This is a genomic window from Bradyrhizobium sp. WYCCWR 12699, assembly GCF_032144035.1.
Lineage (GTDB): Bacteria > Pseudomonadota > Alphaproteobacteria > Rhizobiales > Xanthobacteraceae > Bradyrhizobium.
The window spans coordinates 1,473,700-1,492,605 of the sequence record NZ_JAVTJN010000039.1 but is presented as its reverse complement, the minus strand read 5'-3'; the positions used below and the strand labels follow the sequence as shown (position 1 = coordinate 1,492,605).

16 protein-coding genes are annotated in these 18,906 nt (G+C 65.8%); 8 read left to right on the top strand and 8 right to left on the bottom strand.

What is annotated here, in order from left to right; translation table 11 throughout:
• Positions 1-89: 89 nt before the first annotated feature.
• Positions 90-2,099, top strand: a complete 2,010-nt coding sequence (locus RPS27_RS37700) for a methyl-accepting chemotaxis protein (RefSeq protein WP_212065587.1) — start codon at positions 90-92, stop codon at positions 2,097-2,099.
• Positions 2,100-2,157: 58 nt separating this feature from the next.
• On the opposite strand, the gene RPS27_RS37695 is transcribed toward RPS27_RS37700, so the two are convergent.
• The 3 genes from RPS27_RS37695 to RPS27_RS37685 all read right to left on the bottom strand — a co-directional run bounded on the left by RPS27_RS37695 (position 2,158) and on the right by RPS27_RS37685 (position 4,615).
• Positions 2,158-2,844, bottom strand: coding sequence for a glutathione S-transferase family protein (locus RPS27_RS37695; protein ID WP_211419443.1), 687 nt, complete (start codon positions 2,842-2,844; stop codon positions 2,158-2,160).
• A gap of 125 nt (positions 2,845-2,969) precedes the next feature.
• Complete coding sequence (locus RPS27_RS37690) at positions 2,970-3,296, bottom strand: hypothetical protein (RefSeq protein ID WP_212065585.1); 327 nt, start codon at positions 3,294-3,296, stop codon at positions 2,970-2,972.
• 188 nt (positions 3,297-3,484) lie between these two features.
• A complete protein-coding gene (locus tag RPS27_RS37685) occupies positions 3,485-4,615 on the bottom strand; it encodes a site-specific DNA-methyltransferase (RefSeq protein WP_283818352.1) in 1,131 nt (376 codons plus the stop codon).
• Positions 4,616-5,054: 439 nt separating this feature from the next.
• Here RPS27_RS37685 and RPS27_RS37680 point away from each other — a divergent pair, with 439 nt between their 5' ends.
• Both RPS27_RS37680 and moaB read left to right on the top strand, forming a co-directional pair.
• A complete protein-coding gene (locus RPS27_RS37680) occupies positions 5,055-5,993 on the top strand; it encodes a neutral zinc metallopeptidase (protein ID WP_194406621.1) in 939 nt (312 codons plus the stop codon).
• 161 nt (positions 5,994-6,154) lie between these two features.
• Complete coding sequence (gene moaB / locus RPS27_RS37675; protein WP_211419441.1) at positions 6,155-6,718, top strand: molybdenum cofactor biosynthesis protein B; 564 nt, start codon at positions 6,155-6,157, stop codon at positions 6,716-6,718.
• A gap of 49 nt (positions 6,719-6,767) precedes the next feature.
• Here the strand turns inward: moaB and RPS27_RS37670 are convergent, their stop codons facing one another.
• Together RPS27_RS37670 and RPS27_RS37665 are read right to left on the bottom strand one after the other, a co-directional pair.
• Positions 6,768-7,697, bottom strand: coding sequence for a helix-turn-helix domain-containing GNAT family N-acetyltransferase (locus RPS27_RS37670; RefSeq protein ID WP_212065583.1), 930 nt, complete (start codon positions 7,695-7,697; stop codon positions 6,768-6,770).
• 62 nt (positions 7,698-7,759) lie between these two features.
• A complete protein-coding gene (locus tag RPS27_RS37665; protein WP_211419439.1) occupies positions 7,760-8,335 on the bottom strand; it encodes a glycosyl transferase in 576 nt (191 codons plus the stop codon).
• A 319-nt stretch (positions 8,336-8,654) separates the two neighbouring features.
• Between RPS27_RS37665 and RPS27_RS37660 the strand changes: the two genes are divergently transcribed.
• On the top strand, positions 8,655-9,494 hold the full coding sequence (locus RPS27_RS37660) for an RMD1 family protein (protein ID WP_212065582.1): 840 nt from the start codon (positions 8,655-8,657) through the stop codon (positions 9,492-9,494).
• 203 nt (positions 9,495-9,697) lie between these two features.
• Here RPS27_RS37660 and RPS27_RS37655 read toward each other — a convergent pair whose 3' ends face one another.
• Positions 9,698-10,876 carry an acetate/propionate family kinase gene (locus tag RPS27_RS37655; RefSeq protein ID WP_313755028.1) on the bottom strand — a complete coding sequence of 393 codons (1,179 nt, stop codon included), beginning with the start codon at positions 10,874-10,876 and terminating at the stop codon, positions 9,698-9,700.
• A 2-nt stretch (positions 10,877-10,878) separates the two neighbouring features.
• A complete protein-coding gene (locus RPS27_RS37650; RefSeq protein ID WP_212065580.1) occupies positions 10,879-13,293 on the bottom strand; it encodes a phosphoketolase in 2,415 nt (804 codons plus the stop codon).
• 221 nt (positions 13,294-13,514) lie between these two features.
• Between RPS27_RS37650 and RPS27_RS37645 the strand changes: the two genes are divergently transcribed.
• The 4 genes from RPS27_RS37645 (at position 13,515) to RPS27_RS37630 (ending at position 17,941) form a co-directional block, all read left to right on the top strand.
• On the top strand, positions 13,515-14,693 hold the full coding sequence (locus RPS27_RS37645) for a PA0069 family radical SAM protein (protein WP_212065579.1): 1,179 nt from the start codon (positions 13,515-13,517) through the stop codon (positions 14,691-14,693).
• Between the two features lie 35 nt (positions 14,694-14,728).
• Positions 14,729-15,184, top strand: coding sequence for a VOC family protein (locus RPS27_RS37640; protein WP_212065578.1), 456 nt, complete (start codon positions 14,729-14,731; stop codon positions 15,182-15,184).
• A gap of 73 nt (positions 15,185-15,257) precedes the next feature.
• A complete protein-coding gene (locus tag RPS27_RS37635; RefSeq protein ID WP_212065577.1) occupies positions 15,258-16,154 on the top strand; it encodes a ribonuclease HII in 897 nt (298 codons plus the stop codon).
• A gap of 278 nt (positions 16,155-16,432) precedes the next feature.
• Positions 16,433-17,941: a glycosyltransferase family 39 protein gene (locus RPS27_RS37630; RefSeq protein ID WP_212065576.1), complete on the top strand. Its 1,509-nt coding sequence runs from the start codon at positions 16,433-16,435 to the stop codon at positions 17,939-17,941.
• Positions 17,942-18,009: 68 nt separating this feature from the next.
• Here RPS27_RS37630 and RPS27_RS37625 read toward each other — a convergent pair whose 3' ends face one another.
• Positions 18,010-18,816, bottom strand: a complete 807-nt coding sequence (locus RPS27_RS37625; protein ID WP_212065575.1) for a uracil-DNA glycosylase family protein — start codon at positions 18,814-18,816, stop codon at positions 18,010-18,012.
• Positions 18,817-18,906 lie beyond the last annotated feature (90 nt).

Below are 18,906 nucleotides of genomic sequence, written 5' to 3'. Positions count from 1 at the left end.
GACGCGACGCGCGGCTGCCAGGTGGCCGGCGACGCTCGCCGGACTCGTTCGGCTGCCCGAAGTGAAATGCATCTTGGTGGACAGTGGGAATGCCGAAGTTTCGTTTGCGGATCAGGGGACGCCTGTACGCAGGCTTCATGGCCCTGGTGGCGGTTGGTCTCGTGATGGCGGTGGTCGCCGTCTGGAATTTGTGGGCGGTCCAGGATCAGGTCGCAAGACAGTCCGCGCTCTCGGACAGCACGGCGCGGGTGCTGGAGATCTCGACCCATCTTCAGGCCATCCAGCGCGCCAATCTGCGCTACATCTACGATGCCAACGAACCCGCGATGAAGGAGGCGCAAGAGCGCGAGACCGCGGCGACCGAGCTGTTGCGGGTCGGCGCCAAGGGGACGGCCTCCGAGGAGCGGCGGGCGCTCTACAACGGCCTGATCGACGACATCGGCAAAATGCGACGCCTGCGTGACAATCTCGGCGACGCCGTCAACGAGGCGAGAACCGGCAAGGCGACGTTGCTGCCGAGCGGCGAGGATCTCGCCACCAAGACCGGCAAGCTGGTCGATGTGGCGCGCGCGGCCGTGGACGAAGACACCGCGGCCCTCGTCGCCGACCTCGAATCCAGGATCCTCCTGGTCCGAATCGCAAACTGGCGTTTCCTGGCTTTGCGCGATGTGCAGGGGCCGGCGAGCTTCCGGGCCAGCGTCGACAGGGCGGCACAACGGCTCGCGGCGATCGAGAAGAGCCCGCAGGCGACGGAACTGCGCTCGACACTGGCGCCGGTGAAGACCGCGCTCGGCCTCTACAAATCGGCGTTCGAGACGACATCCGCCGCGATGCTTCAGGCCGACGAGATCTATCACAAGAACCTCGCGCCCCTCATCGTCGACAGCATCGGCAGGCTCAAGGCCGCGGAAACGACCTTGAAGAAGGACTATCAGGACTCGCGCAGCCAGGCCGAAGCCGTGATCGCCAGCACGACGACCATTCAGGAGATCGCAGGCGGCCTTGCCATCCTGTTCGGCGCCATCGTCGCGTTCCTGATCGCCCGCAGCATTGTCGGGCCCCTGGCCTCGATGACGAGCGCGATGGGGCGGCTTGCCGGCGGCAATCTCGAGGTCGAGATCCCCGGTCGCGGCAAGACCGACGAGATCGGCGACATGGCCAAGGCGATCCAGGTGTTCAAGGACAACATGATCGACACCGAGCGCATGCGCGCCGAGCAGGCCGAACTCGAGGCAGGGCAGGCCGAAAGCCGCAAGAAGGACATGGCCAGGCTCGCCAACCAGTTCGAGCAGGCCGTGGGCGAGATCGTCAACACCGTGTCGACGGCCTCGAGCGAGCTCGAAGCCTCTGCCGGCACCTTGACCACGACGGCCTCCCGAGCCCAGGACCTGTCGACGGAGGTCGCCTCCGCGTCCCAGGAAGCGACCGCGAATGTCCAGGCGGTTGCCACCGCGACCGAGGAGCTGTCGTCCTCGGTCGGGGAGATCGCCCGCCAGGTGCAGGAGTCCGCACGCATTGCGGGCGAAGCCGTCGGCCAGGCCAGCCGGACCAACGATCGCGTCGGCGAGCTCTCCAAGGCCGCGGCCCGGATCGGCGACGTGGTCGAGCTGATCAGCACCATCGCGGGTCAGACCAACCTCCTGGCGCTGAACGCCACCATTGAGGCCGCTCGTGCGGGCGATGCCGGCCGCGGCTTTGCCGTCGTCGCCACCGAGGTGAAGGCGCTGGCCGAGCAGACCGCGAAGGCCACCGGCGAGATCGGCCAGCAGATTGCAAGCATCCAGACGGCGACCGAGCAATCGGTCGGCGCCATCAAGGAGATCAGTGGCACTATCGAGCGGTTGTCGGAGATCTCCTCCGCGGTCGCCGCCGCGGTGGAGCAGCAGGGCGCGGCCACGCAGGAAATCTCCCGTAACGTGCTGCAGGCCGCTCACGGCACCCAGCGGGTCTCGACGAACATTGGCGACGTGCAGCGCGGGGCGTCCGAAACCGGTTCAGCCTCGTCGCAGGTGCTCTCGGCGGCGCGCTTGCTGTCGGCCGACAGCAACCGGCTGAAGCAGGAAGTCGCCAAGTTCCTCAGCTCGGTTCACGTTGCCTGAGGCTTGAAAGCAAAAGGGCCACGCGCATGCGCGTGGCCCGACCGGCGTCGTCGTGCGATCAGGCGACCTTGGTCGTCATGTGCTTGAACATGTTGGCGCGCGCCTCGTCGTCCATCTCGGCCTTGAAGGTGAACTTGTCCTTCAACGCGATCGCACGGCCCGCTGCGGGGCGCGCCGAGATCTCGTCCACCAGCCGCTTCACGTTCGGGTAGCGCGCAACGGCGTCGTCGCCGAGCTTGAACGGCAGCATCCGCGCCCAGCCCCACAGCGCCATGTCGACGATCGAATAGTCGTCGCCGACCATGTAGCGGCGGCCTTCGAGGTGACCGTCGAGAATCTTGTAGTGGCGATCGGTTTCGTACTGGTAGCGGTTATGGGCGTAGTCGTGATTCAGGTCCTTCGGCGCAAAATGCTTGAAGTGCACCGCCTGGCCCGAATAGGGTCCGACGCCGGTGGCGATGAACATCAGCCAGGACAGCGTCTCGCCGCGCACGCTGGCGGCGGGCAGGAATTTGCCGGTCTTCTCGGCGAGATAGAGCAGGATGGCGTTCGAGTCGAAAACGATGGTGCCATTGTCGTCGATCGCCGGCACCTTGGCGTTCGGATTGATCTTCAGATAGTCCGGCGTGAACTGCTCGCCCTTGCGGGTGTCGATCTTCACCGGCTCGTAGGGCAGCCCGGACTCTTCGAGATAAAGCGCGACCTTGGTCGGGTTCGGCGATCCGTTGAAATAGAATTTGAGCATCGGTCTCCCCAGGGTTTGTTGCCAGGCGCGAATGCAGCGTCATTGCCGCGCCGCCTCTCTTGCCTGAACAGCGTCGAAGAGGGCAACCGGCGAGTTTGCCGGGCGGTATCTGCGCGGTACGCAGATCAGCCGGCGTAACAAAGGCCGATCGCCGCCGTAAGGACCATCGCCACGCCGACCGCCTCCAGGCGCAGTCCGAGCCGGGTGGCCAGATGCATGTCGGAGGCCTGGGCCTTGCGCTCCGATCCGCGGGCATAGCCGTGGACGATGACGTCGTGATTGAAATTGTCGTGCGCCTCGTTGCTGCTGGCGAGTCCGACGGAGATCACGAGCACGCCGAACAATGCGAGGCCGGCGAAGCCGAGCAGGGCGATCAGGAACATCGGAAACATGCCGACCAGGAAGATCGGCAGCAGCGGCACCAACAGCAATGTCTCGGACTGTCGTCGCATGGGAGCGGTCCGGCCAGGACGGAGGCTGATCGGGGGAGTCTAGTCCTGGCGGCGGCGGCATTCAACCATTGACGCCGTCGTTCCGGGGCGCGCGAAGCGCGAGCCCGGAAGCCATTAGGCGGCATGGACGTGGCTGGATGGATTCCGGCTTCTCGCTTCGCCAGCCCCGGAATGACGGCGAAGGGAGCCTACTCCGCCGCCATGCCGGCGCGGATTTCGGCGCGCAGCTCGTCGATCAGCTTGAGACCCTTCTTGGTCTCGACGTGCCAGAAGGTCCAGCCGTTGCAGGCCTGGGCGCCCTGCGCCACCGCGCCGATGCGGTGGATCGAGCCGACCTTGTCGCCGAACATGATGGCGCCGTCGGCACGGACCAATGCGCCGAGCTTCTTCTTGGCGTCGAACAGCTTCGTGCCGGGCATGATCATGCCGCGCTCGATCAGCTCGGAGAACGCGACCCGCGGGGCTTCGCGCGCGGTCATGAACGGGGCGAGGCTGGCTTCCGGCAGCGGCTCGACCCTGGCGATGCGCTGCTCAGCGGCCTTCGCATAGGTCTTGTCGCGCTCGAAGCCGATATAGGAGCGGCCGAGGCGTTTTGCGACGGCGCCGGTGGTGCCGGTGCCGTTGAACGGATCGATCACGAGATCGCCGGGCTTCGATGACGACAGCAGCACGCGCGCCAGCAGGCCTTCCGGCTTCTGCGTCGGATGCACTTTCTTGCCGTCCGCGCCCTTGAGGCGCTCCTCGCCGGTGCAGAGCGGGATCAGCCAGTCGGACCGTGCCTGCACGTCCTCATTGGCGGCCTTCAGCGCCTCGTAATTGAACGTGTAGCCCTTGGCCTTTTCGTCGCGCGCGGCCCAGATCATGGTCTCATGCGCGTTGGTGAAGCGGCGGCCGCGGAAATTCGGCATCGGGTTCGACTTGCGCCAGACGATGTCGTTCAGGAGCCAGAAGCCGAGGTCCTGCATGATCGCGCCGACGCGGAAGATGTTGTGATAGGAGCCGATCACCCAGATCGTCGCCGACGGCTTCATCGCGCGGCGCGCGGCAAGCAGCCAGGCGCGGGTGAAATCGTCATAGGCGGAGAACGAATCGAACTTGTCCCAATCGTCGTCGACGGCGTCGACGTGGGATTCGTCGGGGCGCTTGAGATCGCCCTTGAGTTGGAGATTGTAGGGCGGATCGGCGAACACGAGATCGACCGAAGCAGCCTGAAGCTTCGACATCTCGGCGACGCAATCGCCGAGGATGATGCGATGCGACGGAGACTCAAAATTTGTGCGGGGCGCCCTTGCAGACGCCCCGCGACGCGACTCTACCATGACTCAAGAACTCTGACTCAGGCGACGCTGTCGGCGACGCGGGACCAAACAACCGACTGACCGTTACATTGAAGCGGCAAAGTAAAAATCGACTTAATCCGCCGCTTTGGTGAGCAAGTCGCTTATCCCGTTCTGCGTGCATGTCATCGTGCGCATTCGCCGTGTTTTACAGAGGATTTCGCGATTGCCCGGGCTGCGGACGCCATCATGGCTGCAAAAAGACCGCAAATTTCTCTCGGAAAAAATTGCTCGACCCTCGGAAAATATTGCTGGCGTCGGCAGGTTGCCGCACTAGGCAATTTTTGCCGGCCACGATATTGATAAAGGCAACGGAAATTTTACGTGTGTGGCGCGTTGAGCTTTCGGGAGCTGTGCGCCCATTGAGCCGACGACACTGAAGCAGGGCCCGCGAATCGGGACACCGGAGGGAAAGGCCGCCATGCGTTACGATGACTTCCGCCGCAGCGACGACATCGAGGATCGTCGCGACGAAGGTGGTGGCTTTGGCGGCGGCGGAGGCGGCGGGTTCGGCCTGCCCATGGGCGGCGGCGGGCTCGGCATCGGCACCATCATCATCCTCGGTCTGGTCGGCTACGCCTTCGGCATCGATCCGCGCATCCTGATCGGCGGCGCCGAGATTCTCACCGGCGGCGGCCAGGCACCGAGCTACCAGACGGACCGCCAATCCTCGTCAGGCAAGCGCGGCGCGCCGACAGACGAGATGGGCAGCATGATCTCGGGCATCCTCGGCGAGATCGACGATCGCTGGAGCGAGATCTTCCAGGCCTCGGGCCAGTCCTATACCGGCCCGAAGGTCGTGCTGTTCCGCAATGTCACCAATGGCGGCCGCTGTGGCCGGGCGGAGTCGGCGATGGGGCCGTTCTATTGCCCGCCGGATCGCACCATCTTCCTCGACACTTCGTTCTTCCGGGAGGTCGAGACGCGCTTCCGCGGCTGCTCCGGCAAGTCCGCGTGCAATTTCACCACCGCCTACATCATCGCGCACGAAGCCGGCCATCACATCCAGAACCTGCTCGGCATCATCCCGCGCGTGACGCGGCTGCAGCAGCAGGCGGGCTCGAAGGCGGAGGCCAACGCGCTCCAGGTCAAGGTCGAGCTGCAGGCCGACTGCCTGTCCGGCGTCTGGGTCAATCGCGAGGCGAAGAAGCGTCCGAACTTCCTGGAGGCCGGCGACATCGACGCCGCGCTGACCACCGCGAGCGCGATCGGCGACGATACGCTGCAGCGTCAGGCCACGGGCCGCGTCGTGCCAGACTCTTTCACGCACGGCTCGGCGGCACAGCGCAAGCAATGGTTCATGACCGGCTACCAGCAGGGCACGGTTCAGGCCTGCAACACGTTCGGCGGCGGGGGGTAGCAAACAAGACTGCGTGCTCCGGACGCAGCGCAGCTGTTCTTCAGCGGTGCGCTGCAGAGCCGGGGCCCACAATGCCGGTCTCCCAAGTCTCCAGATGGGTCCCGGCTCTGCGGCGCGGCGCTGATGTGCCGCACCTTGTCCGGGACATGAGAGACGCATCAATGGCTTCCATCGACGAATCCAAGCAGTTCATCCCGCTCAACATCGCGGTCCTCACCGTGTCGGACACGCGCGCGCTCAGCGACGACAAGTCCGGCCAGACGCTGGCCGACCGTCTGACCGCTGCCGGCCATCGTCTTGCCGCGCGCGAGATCGTCACCGACGACGTCGAGGCGATCCGTGACGTCGTTCGGCGGTGGATCGCGGATGCCGGCGTCGACGTCGTCATCACCACCGGCGGCACCGGCTTCACCGGGCGCGACGTCACGCCGGAGGCAATCGAGCCGCTGTTCGAAAAGCGCATGGACGGTTTCTCGATCGCGTTCCACATGCTGAGCCACGCCAAGATCGGGACGTCGACGATCCAGAGTCGCGCCACCGCGGGCGTCGCGGGCGCGACCTACATCTTCTGCCTGCCCGGCTCCCCCGGCGCCTGCCGCGACGGCTGGGACGGCATCCTCGCGGCCCAGCTCGACTACCGGACGCGGCCCTGTAATTTCGTCGAGATCATGCCGCGGTTGGACGAACATCTGCGAAGGCCGAAGGCGCAGGGCGCGACGGCGTAGGTGCGGATGGCTGACCGGTATCTCCCACGCCGACGGCCTTGCGACAGTGCTAGAGATCCATCTCCCAGGTCTCGCCGACCAGATCGGCACCGAAGCTGTGGTGCTTCTCTTCCTTCACGAGCTTGAAGCCGGCGGTCTTATAGATGCCGCGCGCGGCGACCAAAATGCTCTGGGTCCACAGCGTCATCCTGCTGTAGCCCCGGTCGCGTGCGCCCTGGATGCACTGCTCGACCAGCGCGCGGCCGACGCCGAGCCCTCGCGCCTTCTTCTCCACCTGCAGCAGGCGTAGCTTGGCGATCTCGTCCGTGGCCTTGACCAGAAAGATCGAGCCGACCGGCTCGCCATCGACCTCCGCGATCCAGCAGTGCTCGCGCGCGGCGTCGTAATTCCTGATGAACTGCGCGCAGATCTCGGCGACCAGTGCCTCGTAGCTGATGTCCCAATTGTAGTCCGCGGCATAGGCAGCACCCTGCCTGGAGATCACCCAGCCCATGTCACCGACGCGATGGCTGCGCAGCATGATAGCCGCGGGCCTTGTTCGGCGTTGCTCCAGCACGGACTCGATGGTCGCCATCGCCTGCGCGAGCCGCGATGCATCGCCGGCCGAAAGCTGAGCCAGCATTGCGGCGACCTCATTTTGCGAGCTCAGGTTCAGCTTGGCGAACGTCTGGCGGCCTTTGGCGGTGAGGCTGAGCTGGTATTGCCTGCGATCCGCGGGCAGGGGCCTGCGCGTGATCAGCCCCTTGTCATCGAAGTTCTGGACGATGCGGCTGAGATAGCCGGGGTCGAGACCCAGCTCGTTTCCGATCTCTTTTGCCGCGAGGTCGTCGCGATGCGCGAGCTCATACAGCACCCGGGCTTCGCTGAGCGAAAACGGGGTCTTGCCAAGATGCTGGTCGAGCACACCGAGCTTGCGGGTATAGAAGCGGTTGAAGGCGCGGACCGCGGCAACGTGGTCGTCGGTACTGTCGATGGACATGGATCACCTCAATACTTGCCATTGTCAAATAATTGTTTGACTTTGGCAAGTATCTGCCGGCTTCAGCCGACCATGACGATCCGGCTGCGCAGCATGGTGCGGGACGAACGGCCGAGGCGCCGGAGCAGCTGCGCTTCGGAACGGCGGGCCTGCGGCGGGTAGCCGCCGACCCGGTCGTAATGGTCACGGGCAATCAAAAGCCCTTGATCGCCGAACGGGCCAACCAGCCCCCGTGCCACGGCCCTGAGGATGTCGCGCCATCCGGTATCTGCATAAGGCGAGCGTGCATAGCGGAACACCGCAGCACGATCCCGTCCGCTGGTCGCGACGGCCTGGATGAACTGGGTGGTCTCCTCGATCCAGCCGGTTTCCAGCACGGCCCCTGCGGGCAGGAACATCAACCAGGGCGAACGAGCCTGCAGCGCGCCGGCGGCGAGCGCGGCCCCCGGCGAGGTCCCCTCGAAGCCGACGAAACGGCAGCCTGCAACGTCGGCCACGCGCTCGATGACGCCGTTACGGGTGCCGTCGACCAGAAGCACCTCCCGGACGATGCCGGCGGCGGCTCCGGGCACCAGCGCGGCCAGACTTGCCACCGCCGTCTGCTCGACGCCTTCGGTCGGGATGATGACGCTCAGCATGATTGAGACTTCACTGTCCGCACTTCGGGAGAAGCGTAGTTCATTGTGAGGCTGTCATAAACCGGTAGCATTGCCGAGTGCAACTTTCTGGCGGCGCTTCGGCGTGGATGGTAAACCGCAGCCGGTTATCGGAGCCAAATGTGTCACGGCGACGCCGGCAATATTGTCGAATGTTTCGGCACGAGCTCATTCCAGCGGCATTCACCGTAATTTTACGGCGACGCTGCGCAGCGCGGGACAACAACGTCGAAGGCGATGCGCCTTGCGAGAAAGACCCGAGCAGGAAAATGTGTGACGTTGGTGCCGGCGGAGGCCGCATATGAACGCCGATCAACTTCCCGTTGGCACGGCGCCAACATCGCCGAAGCAGGAGGCTGCGCCGAGCTTGCGGATCCGGGCGCTGATGCTGGGCGACCGCATCAATGCGTCCGGCCTGGAGATCGGGACGCTGGTCTCGTCCACCCCGGCGGCCTTCCGCGTCCATGCCGGTCTTGCCGTGATCTTCCGCTACGGCGTCGTGGTGCTGATCGGTCTGCTCCCTTCGGAAGAGAAGGTTCTCATCGACAATTTGAAGTCACGCGTGACCGGAGAGCTCAGCCCCTACGAGGAGGAGATCGCGCAGGCGCAGCTCTGCAACGATGAGGCCGCCGAGGCGATCCAGCCGGGCGGACCGATCTGCCTTGCCAAATTCTCCGACGACCGGCTGCTGCTGGTTGCGGATGCGCTCGCCAAGAGCACGTCGCTGGCACGTGACGAGCGCCGCGTCGCGGCGGTCTTCGACGTGATCGAACCTTTTGCGCGCGAGCTCGCCGAACACGGCCGCACGCCGCGCCGGCGCAGGGCCATTCTGCAACTGATCGGCAACGCATTGCTGGTGCAGCAGCGCGTCGCCGGCCGCGTCGCGATCGCCGAGAAGCCCGACGTGCTCTGGGAGAAGCCCGAGCTCGACCGGCTCTACTCCCGTCTCGAGGACGAGTACGAACTCAAGGAGCGTCTCGACACGCTCGAGCGCAAGCTCACCACGGTGTCGGAGACCGCCAACGCCCTGACCGACATCATCGACACCCAGCGCTCGCTCCGCCTCGAGATCGCGGTCGTGGTGCTGATCGTGATCGAGGTCGCGATCGGGTGTTTTCAGATATGGTCGGGCACACATTAGTGCAGCGAGAGGGCTGCGCGTAGCTGTGCCGACTCCCCTTGTGGGAGAGGGCAGCTCTGCTGGGAAATGCAATCTCACTCGGGCGAGGGGTCTGTCTCCGCGACTCCAACTCGCAATTTAGACTCGCGGCGAGATACCCCTCATCCGGCGCTTCGCGCCACCTTCTCCCACAAGGGGAGAAGGGAAGGGCCGCCGATGGCAATTCACCCCACGAGCACCATCTTGCAGTGCCGTGCGATCGTCAGCTCTTCATTCGTTGGAACGACGAATATTTCGACGTCACTCGCGCCCGCGCTGATCCGCTCGCGCGTCGCGTCATTCGCCGCAGCATCGACGTGCACGCCGAGCCAGCCGATGCGCTCGCAGATCGCGCTGCGAATTTCCCTGGCATGCTCGCCGATGCCGCCGGTGAAGACCAGGCAGTCCAAGCCGCCGAGTGTGGTGGCCATCATCGCGACTTGCTGCGCCGCCCGGAAGACGAACAAATCGACAGCTTCACGCGCGGCGGCCTCGCCGCTCGCCAGCAACGCTCGCATGTCCGCCGAGATGCCGGAGACGCCGAGCAGGCCGGACTCGTGATAGAGCAGGTGCTGGATCTCCTCCGCCGACATCTTCTCGTGCTGTTGCAGATAGAGCAGTACGCCGGGATCGATGGTGCCGCAGCGGGTGCCCATCACGAGGCCGTCGAGCGGCGTCAGCCCCATCGTGGTGTCGATGCTGCGGCCGTGGCGCAACGCGCACAGGCTGGCGCCATTGCCGAGATGCGCGATGACGGTGCGTTTGGCGACGAGCTCCGGAGCAATCTCGCCAAGGTGTCCCGCGACATATTCGAAGGAGAGGCCGTGAAAGCCGTAGCGCCGGACGCCGCGCTGCTCATAGCGCCGTGGAATCGCAAAGCGGCGCGCGGACGGCGCGAGGCCGTGGTGGAAGGCGGTGTCGAAGCAGGCGATCTGCGTCAGCGCAGGCCGGATCGCCGCGAGCGCGCGAACGGGCGTAAGGCACCGCGGCTGGTGCAGCGGTGCCAGCGGCGTCAACGCGTCCAGCTTCGCGGTGACGTCGTCGGTCAGCACGACCGGGCCTGAATAGTCCGGCCCGCCATGGACGATCCGGTGACCGACGGCGCGCAGGTTGTGGTTGTCGAACCTCTCCTCGATGAAGGCGAGCACGTCGGCGAACAGATCGCCGCCGTCGGCATCCGGCGCCTCTCTCCGTGTCGCGAACAGCTCCTCGCCCGCCGGACTCTTCACGACGAGGCGAGGTTTTGCCTCGTGCTCGTCGAGCAGGCCCTTGCAGAGCAGGGCGGGCTCAGCCGCCGCGATGTCGAACAGGCCGAACTTGGTGCTCGACGATCCCGAATTGAGGACGAGGACCGTGTCCGACATGGCTAGTCGCCGGCCTCAGTCGGCGTGTTGCCGCCGGAGCTGTTGGGCCAGACCCAGCCCTGGATCTCCGGCATGTCCTCGCCGTGCTCCCGCACATAGCGAGAATGTTCGATCAGCTTGTCGCGGAATTGCTGCTTGGCCTGCGCGGCCTTGGCCGCCAGTCCAGGCACGCGTTCGATCGCCTCGATCGCGAGGTGGTAGCGGTCGAGCTCGTTGAGCACGACCATGTCGAACGGCGTGGTCGTAGTGCCTTCCTCGGCAAAGCCGCGCACATGCATGCCGGCATGGTTGGTGCGGTTGTAGGTCAGCCGATGGATCAGATAGGGATAGCCGTGATAGGCGAAGATGACAGGCTTGTCCGTCGTGAACAGGCTGTCGAAGTCGCGGTCGGACAGGCCGTGCGGATGCTGCTCCTTCGGTTGCAGCGTCATGAGGTCGACGACGTTGACGACGCGGATCTTCAGGTCCGGCAACGCCTTGTGCAAGAGATCGACGGCGGCGAGAGTCTCCAGCGTCGGCACGTCGCCGGCGCAGGCCATCACCACGTCGGGCTCGCCCGTTGGCTGTTCCGTCCCAGCCCAGGTCCAAATGCCAATGCCGGCATCGCAATGCGTGGCGGCGTCCTGCATCGAGAGCCATTGCGGCGCCGGCTGCTTGCCGGCGACGATGACGTTGATGCGGTTGTAGGTGCGCAGGCAGTGGTCGGCGATCCACAGCAGCGTGTTGGCATCGGGCGGGAAGTAGATGCGGACGATGTCGGCCTTCTTGTTGGCGACGAGATCGACGAAGCCGGGGTCCTGATGGCTGAAGCCGTTATGGTCCTGGCGCCAGACATGCGAGGTCAGGAGATAATTGAGCGAGGCGATCGGGCGCCGCCATGGCAACTCGCGCGTGACCTTCAGCCATTTGGCGTGCTGGTTGAACATGGAATCGACGATGTGGATGAAGGCCTCGTAGCAGGAGAAGAAGCCGTGCCGGCCCGTGAGCAGATAGCCTTCGAGCCAGCCCTGGCAGAGATGCTCGCTCAGCACCTCCATGACGCGGCCGTCCTGCGCCAGATGAACGTCGTAGGGTTCGATCGGCTCCATCCAGGCCCGTTCGGTCGCCTCGAACACCGCATCGAGACGATTTGACGCGGTCTCGTCCGGGCCCACGATGCGGAAGTTGCGCTCCTTCGCGTTGAGGCGGATGACATCGCGCAGGAATTTGCCGAGCTCGCGCGTCGCTTCGGCCACGACGCCGCCGGGCCGCGGCACCTCGATTGCGAAACGGTGGAAGTCCGGCAGCTTCAGCTCTTTCTTCAGAAGGCCGCCATTGGCATGCGGGTTGGCGCCCATGCGCCTGTTGCCGTCGGGCGCGAGCGCCTGAAGCTCGGGAACGAGGGCGCCGCTCGCGTCGAACAGTTTTTCGGGCTCATAGCTGCGCATCCAGTCTTCGAGCACTTTCAGGTGCGCCGGGTTTTCGCGGCAGCCGGCAACGGGCACCTGATGGGCGCGCCAAAAGCCCTCGACCTTCTTGCCGTCGACCTCTTTCGGCCCGGTCCAGCCCTTCGGGCTGCGCAGCACGATCATCGGCCAGCGCGGCCGCTCGACGCTGCCGCGGCCGTCGCGTGCGTGCTGCTGGATCGAGCGGATGCTGGCGAGCGCGACGTCGAGCGCGTCCGCCATGGCCTCGTGCATCAATTTGGGATCGTCGCCTTCGACGAAAAGCGGCTCGTGTCCGAACCCGCGGAAGAGATCGCGGATCTCCGCATCCGGCATCCGCCCCAGCACGGTCGGATTGGCGATCTTGTAGCCGTTGAGATGCAGGATCGGCAGCACCGCGCCGTCATGGGCAGGATTTATGAACTTGTTGGAGTGCCATGACGCCGCGAGCGGGCCGGTCTCCGCCTCGCCATCGCCGACCACGCAGGCGACGACCAAATCGGGATTGTCCAGCGCCGCGCCATAGGCGTGCACCAATGCGTAGCCGAGCTCGCCGCCTTCGTGGATCGAGCCCGGCGTTTCGGGTGCTGCATGGCTCGGGATGCCGCCGGGGAACGAGAACTGCCTGAACAGCTTGCGCAATCCGTCCGCATCGCGCGCGATCTCAGGATAGATCTCGCTGTAGCTACCTTCCAGATAGGTGTTGGCGACCATGCCGGGCCCGCCATGGCCGGGGCCACAGACATAGATCACGTTGAGATCGAGCGCGCGGATTACGCGGTTGAGATGGGCATAGATGAAGTTCAGGCCGGGCGTCGTGCCCCAATGGCCGAGCAGGCGCGGCTTGATGTGCTCGGCCCGCAACGGCTCGCGCAGCAGGGGATTGTCGAGCAGATAAATTTGCCCGACGGAGAGGTAGTTTGCGGCGCGCCAGTAGCGATCGAGGAGATCGAGGTCATTGCTCGCTGTGGCCGATTGTTCTTGATTTGTCATGTTCTTGCCGATTTTTGCCGAGCTGAGCCCCGCGATCGTCACCAACATTGTTCCGGCGCGATCGATCCCTGACCGGCATCAAACGAGATCGTTGCGACAGCCATGTTGCGTGAGGTCAAAGGACCGCGCCCGAAATTTGGGCGGGTTACTTTGCATGGGGTTGTTTTCCGGTTTTTCGTTTACGTTCTTGATTTGTTCCTTTTGCATGCTATCTTAGCTGCATGAGTCCAGCAGCATCCTCACATGCTCTCAAGCACCCGCCGGTCAAGGCGCCCTCCGAGCCGGCGGGTGCGGACTCTGACTTCCCTGCCGATTTTCCAGAACTTGGCGTCGCCATCGACCGCGCGCGCCGGCGCGGGCGGGGCGCGCAGTCCAATGCCAGCGGCCGCTTTGAGGCCGAGGCGCGCGTCGCGTTCGACGACGGCTGGCAGAGCCTGGAAGAGCTGCCGCCGTTCAAGACCACGGTCGCAATCGACACCTCGCGCAAGGTGATCACCCGCAACGATTCCCCCGATATCGGCTTCGACCGCTCGATCAATCCCTATCGCGGCTGCGAGCACGGCTGTGTCTATTGTTTCGCCCGGCCGACCCACGCCTATCTCGGCTTGTCACCGGGGCTGGACTTCGAATCCAAGCTGTTCGCAAAACCCGAGGCACCTGCGCTGCTCGAGAAGGAGCTCGCCGCCTCCGGCTACGAGCCGCGGATGATCGCGATCGGCACCAACACCGATCCCTACCAGCCGATCGAGCGCGAGAACAAGATCATGCGCGGCATCCTCGAGGTGCTGGAGCGTGCCGGCCATCCCGTCGGCATCGTCACCAAATCGGCGCTGGTGCTGCGCGACATCGATATTCTCCGGCGGATGGCCAAGCGCAACCTCGCCAAGGTCGCGATCTCCGTGACCTCGCTCGATCCGAAACTGGCGCGCACCATGGAGCCGCGCGCCGCGACGCCGCCTAAACGGCTGGAGGCGCTGAAGCAGCTCGCCGACGCCGGCATTCCGACCACCGTGATGGTCGCGCCCGTGATCCCCGCGCTGAACGATTCCGAGATCGAGCGCATTCTCGATGCTGCCGCCCATGCCGGCGTCAAGGAAGCCTCCTATGTGCTGCTGCGGCTGCCGCTGGAGGTGCGCGATCTCTTCCGCGAGTGGCTGATGGCGAATTATCCGGACCGCTATCGCCACGTCTTCACCCTGATCCGCGACATGCGCGGCGGCCGCGACTACGACGCCAAATGGGGCGAGCGGATGAAGGGCACGGGACCGATGGCCTGGACCATCGGCCGCCGCTTCGAAATCGCCTGCGAGCGGCTTGGGCTGAATAAGCGCCGCTCCAAGCTGACGACCGATCACTTTGCGCGGCCGAAGCGGAACGGCGATCAGCTCAGCCTGTTCTGACCCCTGTTTCTTACTTGGATTGGAAGAGGCGCAGCATGGTCAGGGAACCCAACGTGCCGGTGCCGCGGCTCACCGTCATCACGCTCGGTGTCAGCGACATCCGTGCCAGCATCGCTTTTTACGACGCGCTCGGTTTCTCGCGCCGGCTGAAGGCGACCGGCGAGGCCGTCGCGTTCTACGAGACCGGTGGTCCGGTGCTCGCCTTGTATCGCTGGGACCAGCTCGCGGCCGACGCCGCGCTGCCCGACCAGCCGAGGCCGCAGGCCTTCCGCGGCATGACGCTCGCATGGAACTGTCGGACCCGTGAGGAGGTCGATGCGGTGATGGCCTTCGCGCTCGGCAAGGGCGCGAAGCCGGTGAAGGCCGCGCACGAGACCGATTACGGCGGCTATTCCGGTTATTTCGCCGATCCCGACGGCCATCTTTGGGAGGTCGTGGTCGCCCCCGGCATCGATGTCGGCGACGACAGGCGGGTGCATCTGGCCGAGTAGGACGGCCTGAATAACGGGAATTGCGCCGGGTTCCCGGTTGCGCAGGCCGGGCCGCTTGCGCACGATCCCGGTCATGATTCGAGACAAGTCCGCGACGAAGCCGGCCAAAGACGCGCCCAAGACGGCTGCTGAGAAGAAGGCCGCTGAGAAGAAGGCTGCTGCAAAGAAGGCAGCGCCTGCCAAGGCGGCAAAAGCGGCTGCGGCCAAGACAAATGTCACCACGGCCATTCCCGCCGGCAAGAAAGGTATCATTGCCGTCACCACCCCAAGCTTTCGCCGCGAGCGCGCGCTGATCAAGCGCGGCGTGTGGCCGGTCGCCGGCTGCGACGAGGCCGGCCGCGGGCCGCTGGCGGGGCCGGTGGTGGCGGCTGCCGTGATTCTCGACCCCAACCGCATCCCGCGCGGCATCGACGATTCCAAGCGCCTGACGGCCGAGGAGCGCGAAAAGCTGTTCGACAAGATCTGCGCCACCGCGCAGGTCTCGGTCGCCGTCGCCTCGCCCGCGCGAATCGATCGCGACAACATCCTGCGTGCCTCGCTGTGGGCGCTGAAGCGCGCCGTGGTGGCGCTGCCGGAGGCGCCCCGGCATGTCTTCGTCGACGGCCGCGACCGGCTCGACACGCAATGCGACTGCGAGGCCGTGATCGGCGGCGACGGCATCGTGCTGTCGATCGCCGCAGCCTCCATCATCGCCAAGGTCACGCGCGACCGCCTGATGTGCGCACTGGCACAGGACTGCCCCGGCTACGGCTTCGAGCAGCACAAGGGTTACGGCGTCCCCGAGCACCTCGATGCGCTGAATCGCCTCGGTCCCACCATCCACCACCGCAGCTTCTTCGCTCCCGTCGCCGCCGCGCGTGCCAAGCACATGCCGTGGACCGTCGAGCCGGTGCAGGACCTGTTTACGGTGACCGAGGTCGAGGTGCAGGTGGAAGCCAGCGTCGAGATCGACGCATCGGCTGGGCTCTAGGCACCTAACCCAGCCCTCTGTCCATCATTCCCGGGCATCCGCGTTCTCTGGAGCGACAGGAAAGACTGGATGGCCGGGTCATAGGCGAGCGAAGCGACGCCGTCCTTCGGACGGTTAAGCCCGGGCACGACGATCTGTTGTGCGTGTGCCTTTCGCTCCGCGCAAGAACGGGGAGAGGGAGCAGACCGTCGTTGCCACAACGCGTGACGCCCTTTATCAAAACAGATGTGAGCGAATAGGGCCGGCTGGACGGGTTGGCTGCATCTTTCGGGCGTTGCATGCGGTTTACCTCCCTGGTCATCGAGCTCATTCGCGCCCGGCCGCGGCTGATCGTGTGGATCGCCGTGCTGCTGCAGGCTTTGATGTGGCTGTTCGTGGCGCTGGTGTTCTACCGCAGCCCGCCCGGCACGCTGGCGACGCTGCTGGCTTTCGGACGCGAATACCAGGTCGGCACCGACCTCGGGCCGCCCCTGCCGGTCTGGCTCGCCGACATCGCCTATCGCGCCGCCGGCGGCCACATGTTCGGCGTCTATGTGCTGGCAGAGCTGTGCGAGATCGCGACGTTCATTGCGCTCTATCATCTGTCCCGCGCCGTGGTCGGCTCGCAGCAGGCGGTGCTCGCCGTGCTCCTGACCATGACTGTGCTCGCCTTCTCCTCGTCGGCGCTCGACTTCGGCCCCCCCGTGCTGGCCCGGCCGCTGTGGGCGCTGCTGCTGCTGCATTCCTGGCAGATCATCGGCCAGCGCCGCGGCAATGCCTGGTTCGCCTGGTCGATCGAGGCCGGTCTCTTGCTGCTGACGACGCCCGCGGCGATCTTCCTGCTGCTGCTGCTCGTCGTGTTCGCGGTCTCGACCGCAGGCGGCCGCCGGACGCTGCGCGCGCTCGATCCGCTGTTCGCGCTTGTCGTCGTCGCTGTGCTGGCGCTGCCCTATGCGGTCTGGCTGATGCGCGCCGAGACGCTTGTGATGCCGGCCCTGCCGCAAATCTCGGAGCTGAATGCCCGAGCCCTGCACGCGGCCTGGCTGCTCGGCGGCCTCGTGCTCGGGGCCGCCGCGATTCCGGCGCTCGCCTTCCTCAACACCGGATTGTTCGCCACAAAGGGCGAGGAGCCGCCGATCATCTATCGTCCGCCGGTCGCGCCGCTCGCGCGCAACTTCGTCTATTTCTTCGCGCTGGCGCCGGCGCTCGGCGGGGTGATGATCTCCGGCCTGCTCGGGCTCGATTCCGTCGTCGGTGGTTCCGGGGTCGTATTGATCGTGTCCGGACTCGCCGTGGTGGTCGCGGCCGGCGATCTCATCGCGATGCGCCGTGCGCGAATGCTGCGGACGGTCTGGGCCGCGGCCGTCGTGGCCCCGGCCATCGGCGTCGTGCTGGCCGTCCTGTTGCTGCCCTGGACCGGTGCCAACGAGATTGCGACCTCGATGCCGGCGCGCGCGATCTCGGATTTCTTCGACGACAGCTTCGCCCGCCGCACCAACCATCGCCTGCGCGCCGTTGCCGGAGAGACGCAGCTTGCGAGCCTGATCACGCTGCATTCCGGCCGGCCGCATCTCTTCATCGACGCCGACCCTGCGCGCACGCCATGGATCAATCAGACGAAATTTGCCGAGACCGGGGGCGTCGTGGTCTGGCGCGCCTCCGACACCGCGGGCACGCCCCCGCCGGACATCCTCAAACGCTTTCCCGGCATCGTGCCGGAAGTGCCGCGCGCCTTCGAATGGCTGGTGACCGGCCGCCAGCAGCTGCTGCGCATCGGCTGGGCCATCGTGCGGCCGAAGGGGACGTAGCGTAGGTCTGTGCCTCGGCTCTGCGGAGCGCCACTGCGTGACGCACCGCGTCCGGGACACGAGAGCATCTACCCCGCCAGCACCTTCGCGATCGCGCGCAGGTCCTGCCAGGCCAGCCTTTTGTACGACGGCGAGCGCAGCAGATAGGCCGGATGGAACGTCGGCAGCGCGCGGATGGTGCGCTGGCCGGTCTCGTAGTCGAACCAGCGTCCGCGGGTGCGCATGATGCCCTCGCGCGTTCCGAGCAGCGTCTGCGTCGAGGGGTTGCCGAGCGTCACCAGCACGTCCGGGTTCACCAGCTCGATCTGGCGCTGGATGAAGGGCAGACAGATCTGCGTCTCCTGCGGCGTCGGCGTGCGGTTGCCGGGTGGCCGCCAGGGAATCACGTTGGCGATGTAGGCGGTGCTGCGGTTGAGGCCGATGGCTCCGATCATCAGGTCGAGCAGCTTGCCGCTGCGCCCGACGAAGGGCAGGCCCTCGATGTCCTCGTCGCGGCCCGGCGCCTCGCCGACGAACATGATGCGCGCCTGCGGATTGCCGTCGGCGAACACCAGCCGCGTCGCCGTGTGCTTCAGCGCGCAGCCCTCGAAGCTCTGCATCAGCTCGCGCAGCGCCTCCAGCGTCGGCGCGGTGCGCGCCGCCTCGCGCGCTGAGGCGATGGCGATGTCGGGGGCAGGGGCGGCCTCGCCGCGCATGACCGCGGGGGCAGCGACGGGGCGCGGTGCCTCGACCAAAGGCGCCGCACGCGGGGCCGGCGGTGGGGCATCCAATTCCGCCAGGCGGTCGATCGGTTCCTCGGCGAGCGCGCAATCGACGCCGGCCTCCAGATAGAAGGCGAGAAGCTCTCGGACGGTGGGTGCGGGTTCGGGGATCATCTGGAAAGTCAGACTATTAGTTCATCTTAGACCGCCTTGCATCCCAGCGAAATGCGATTCCGAGGTTGTCCTACCCGGAAAAATCGGAAA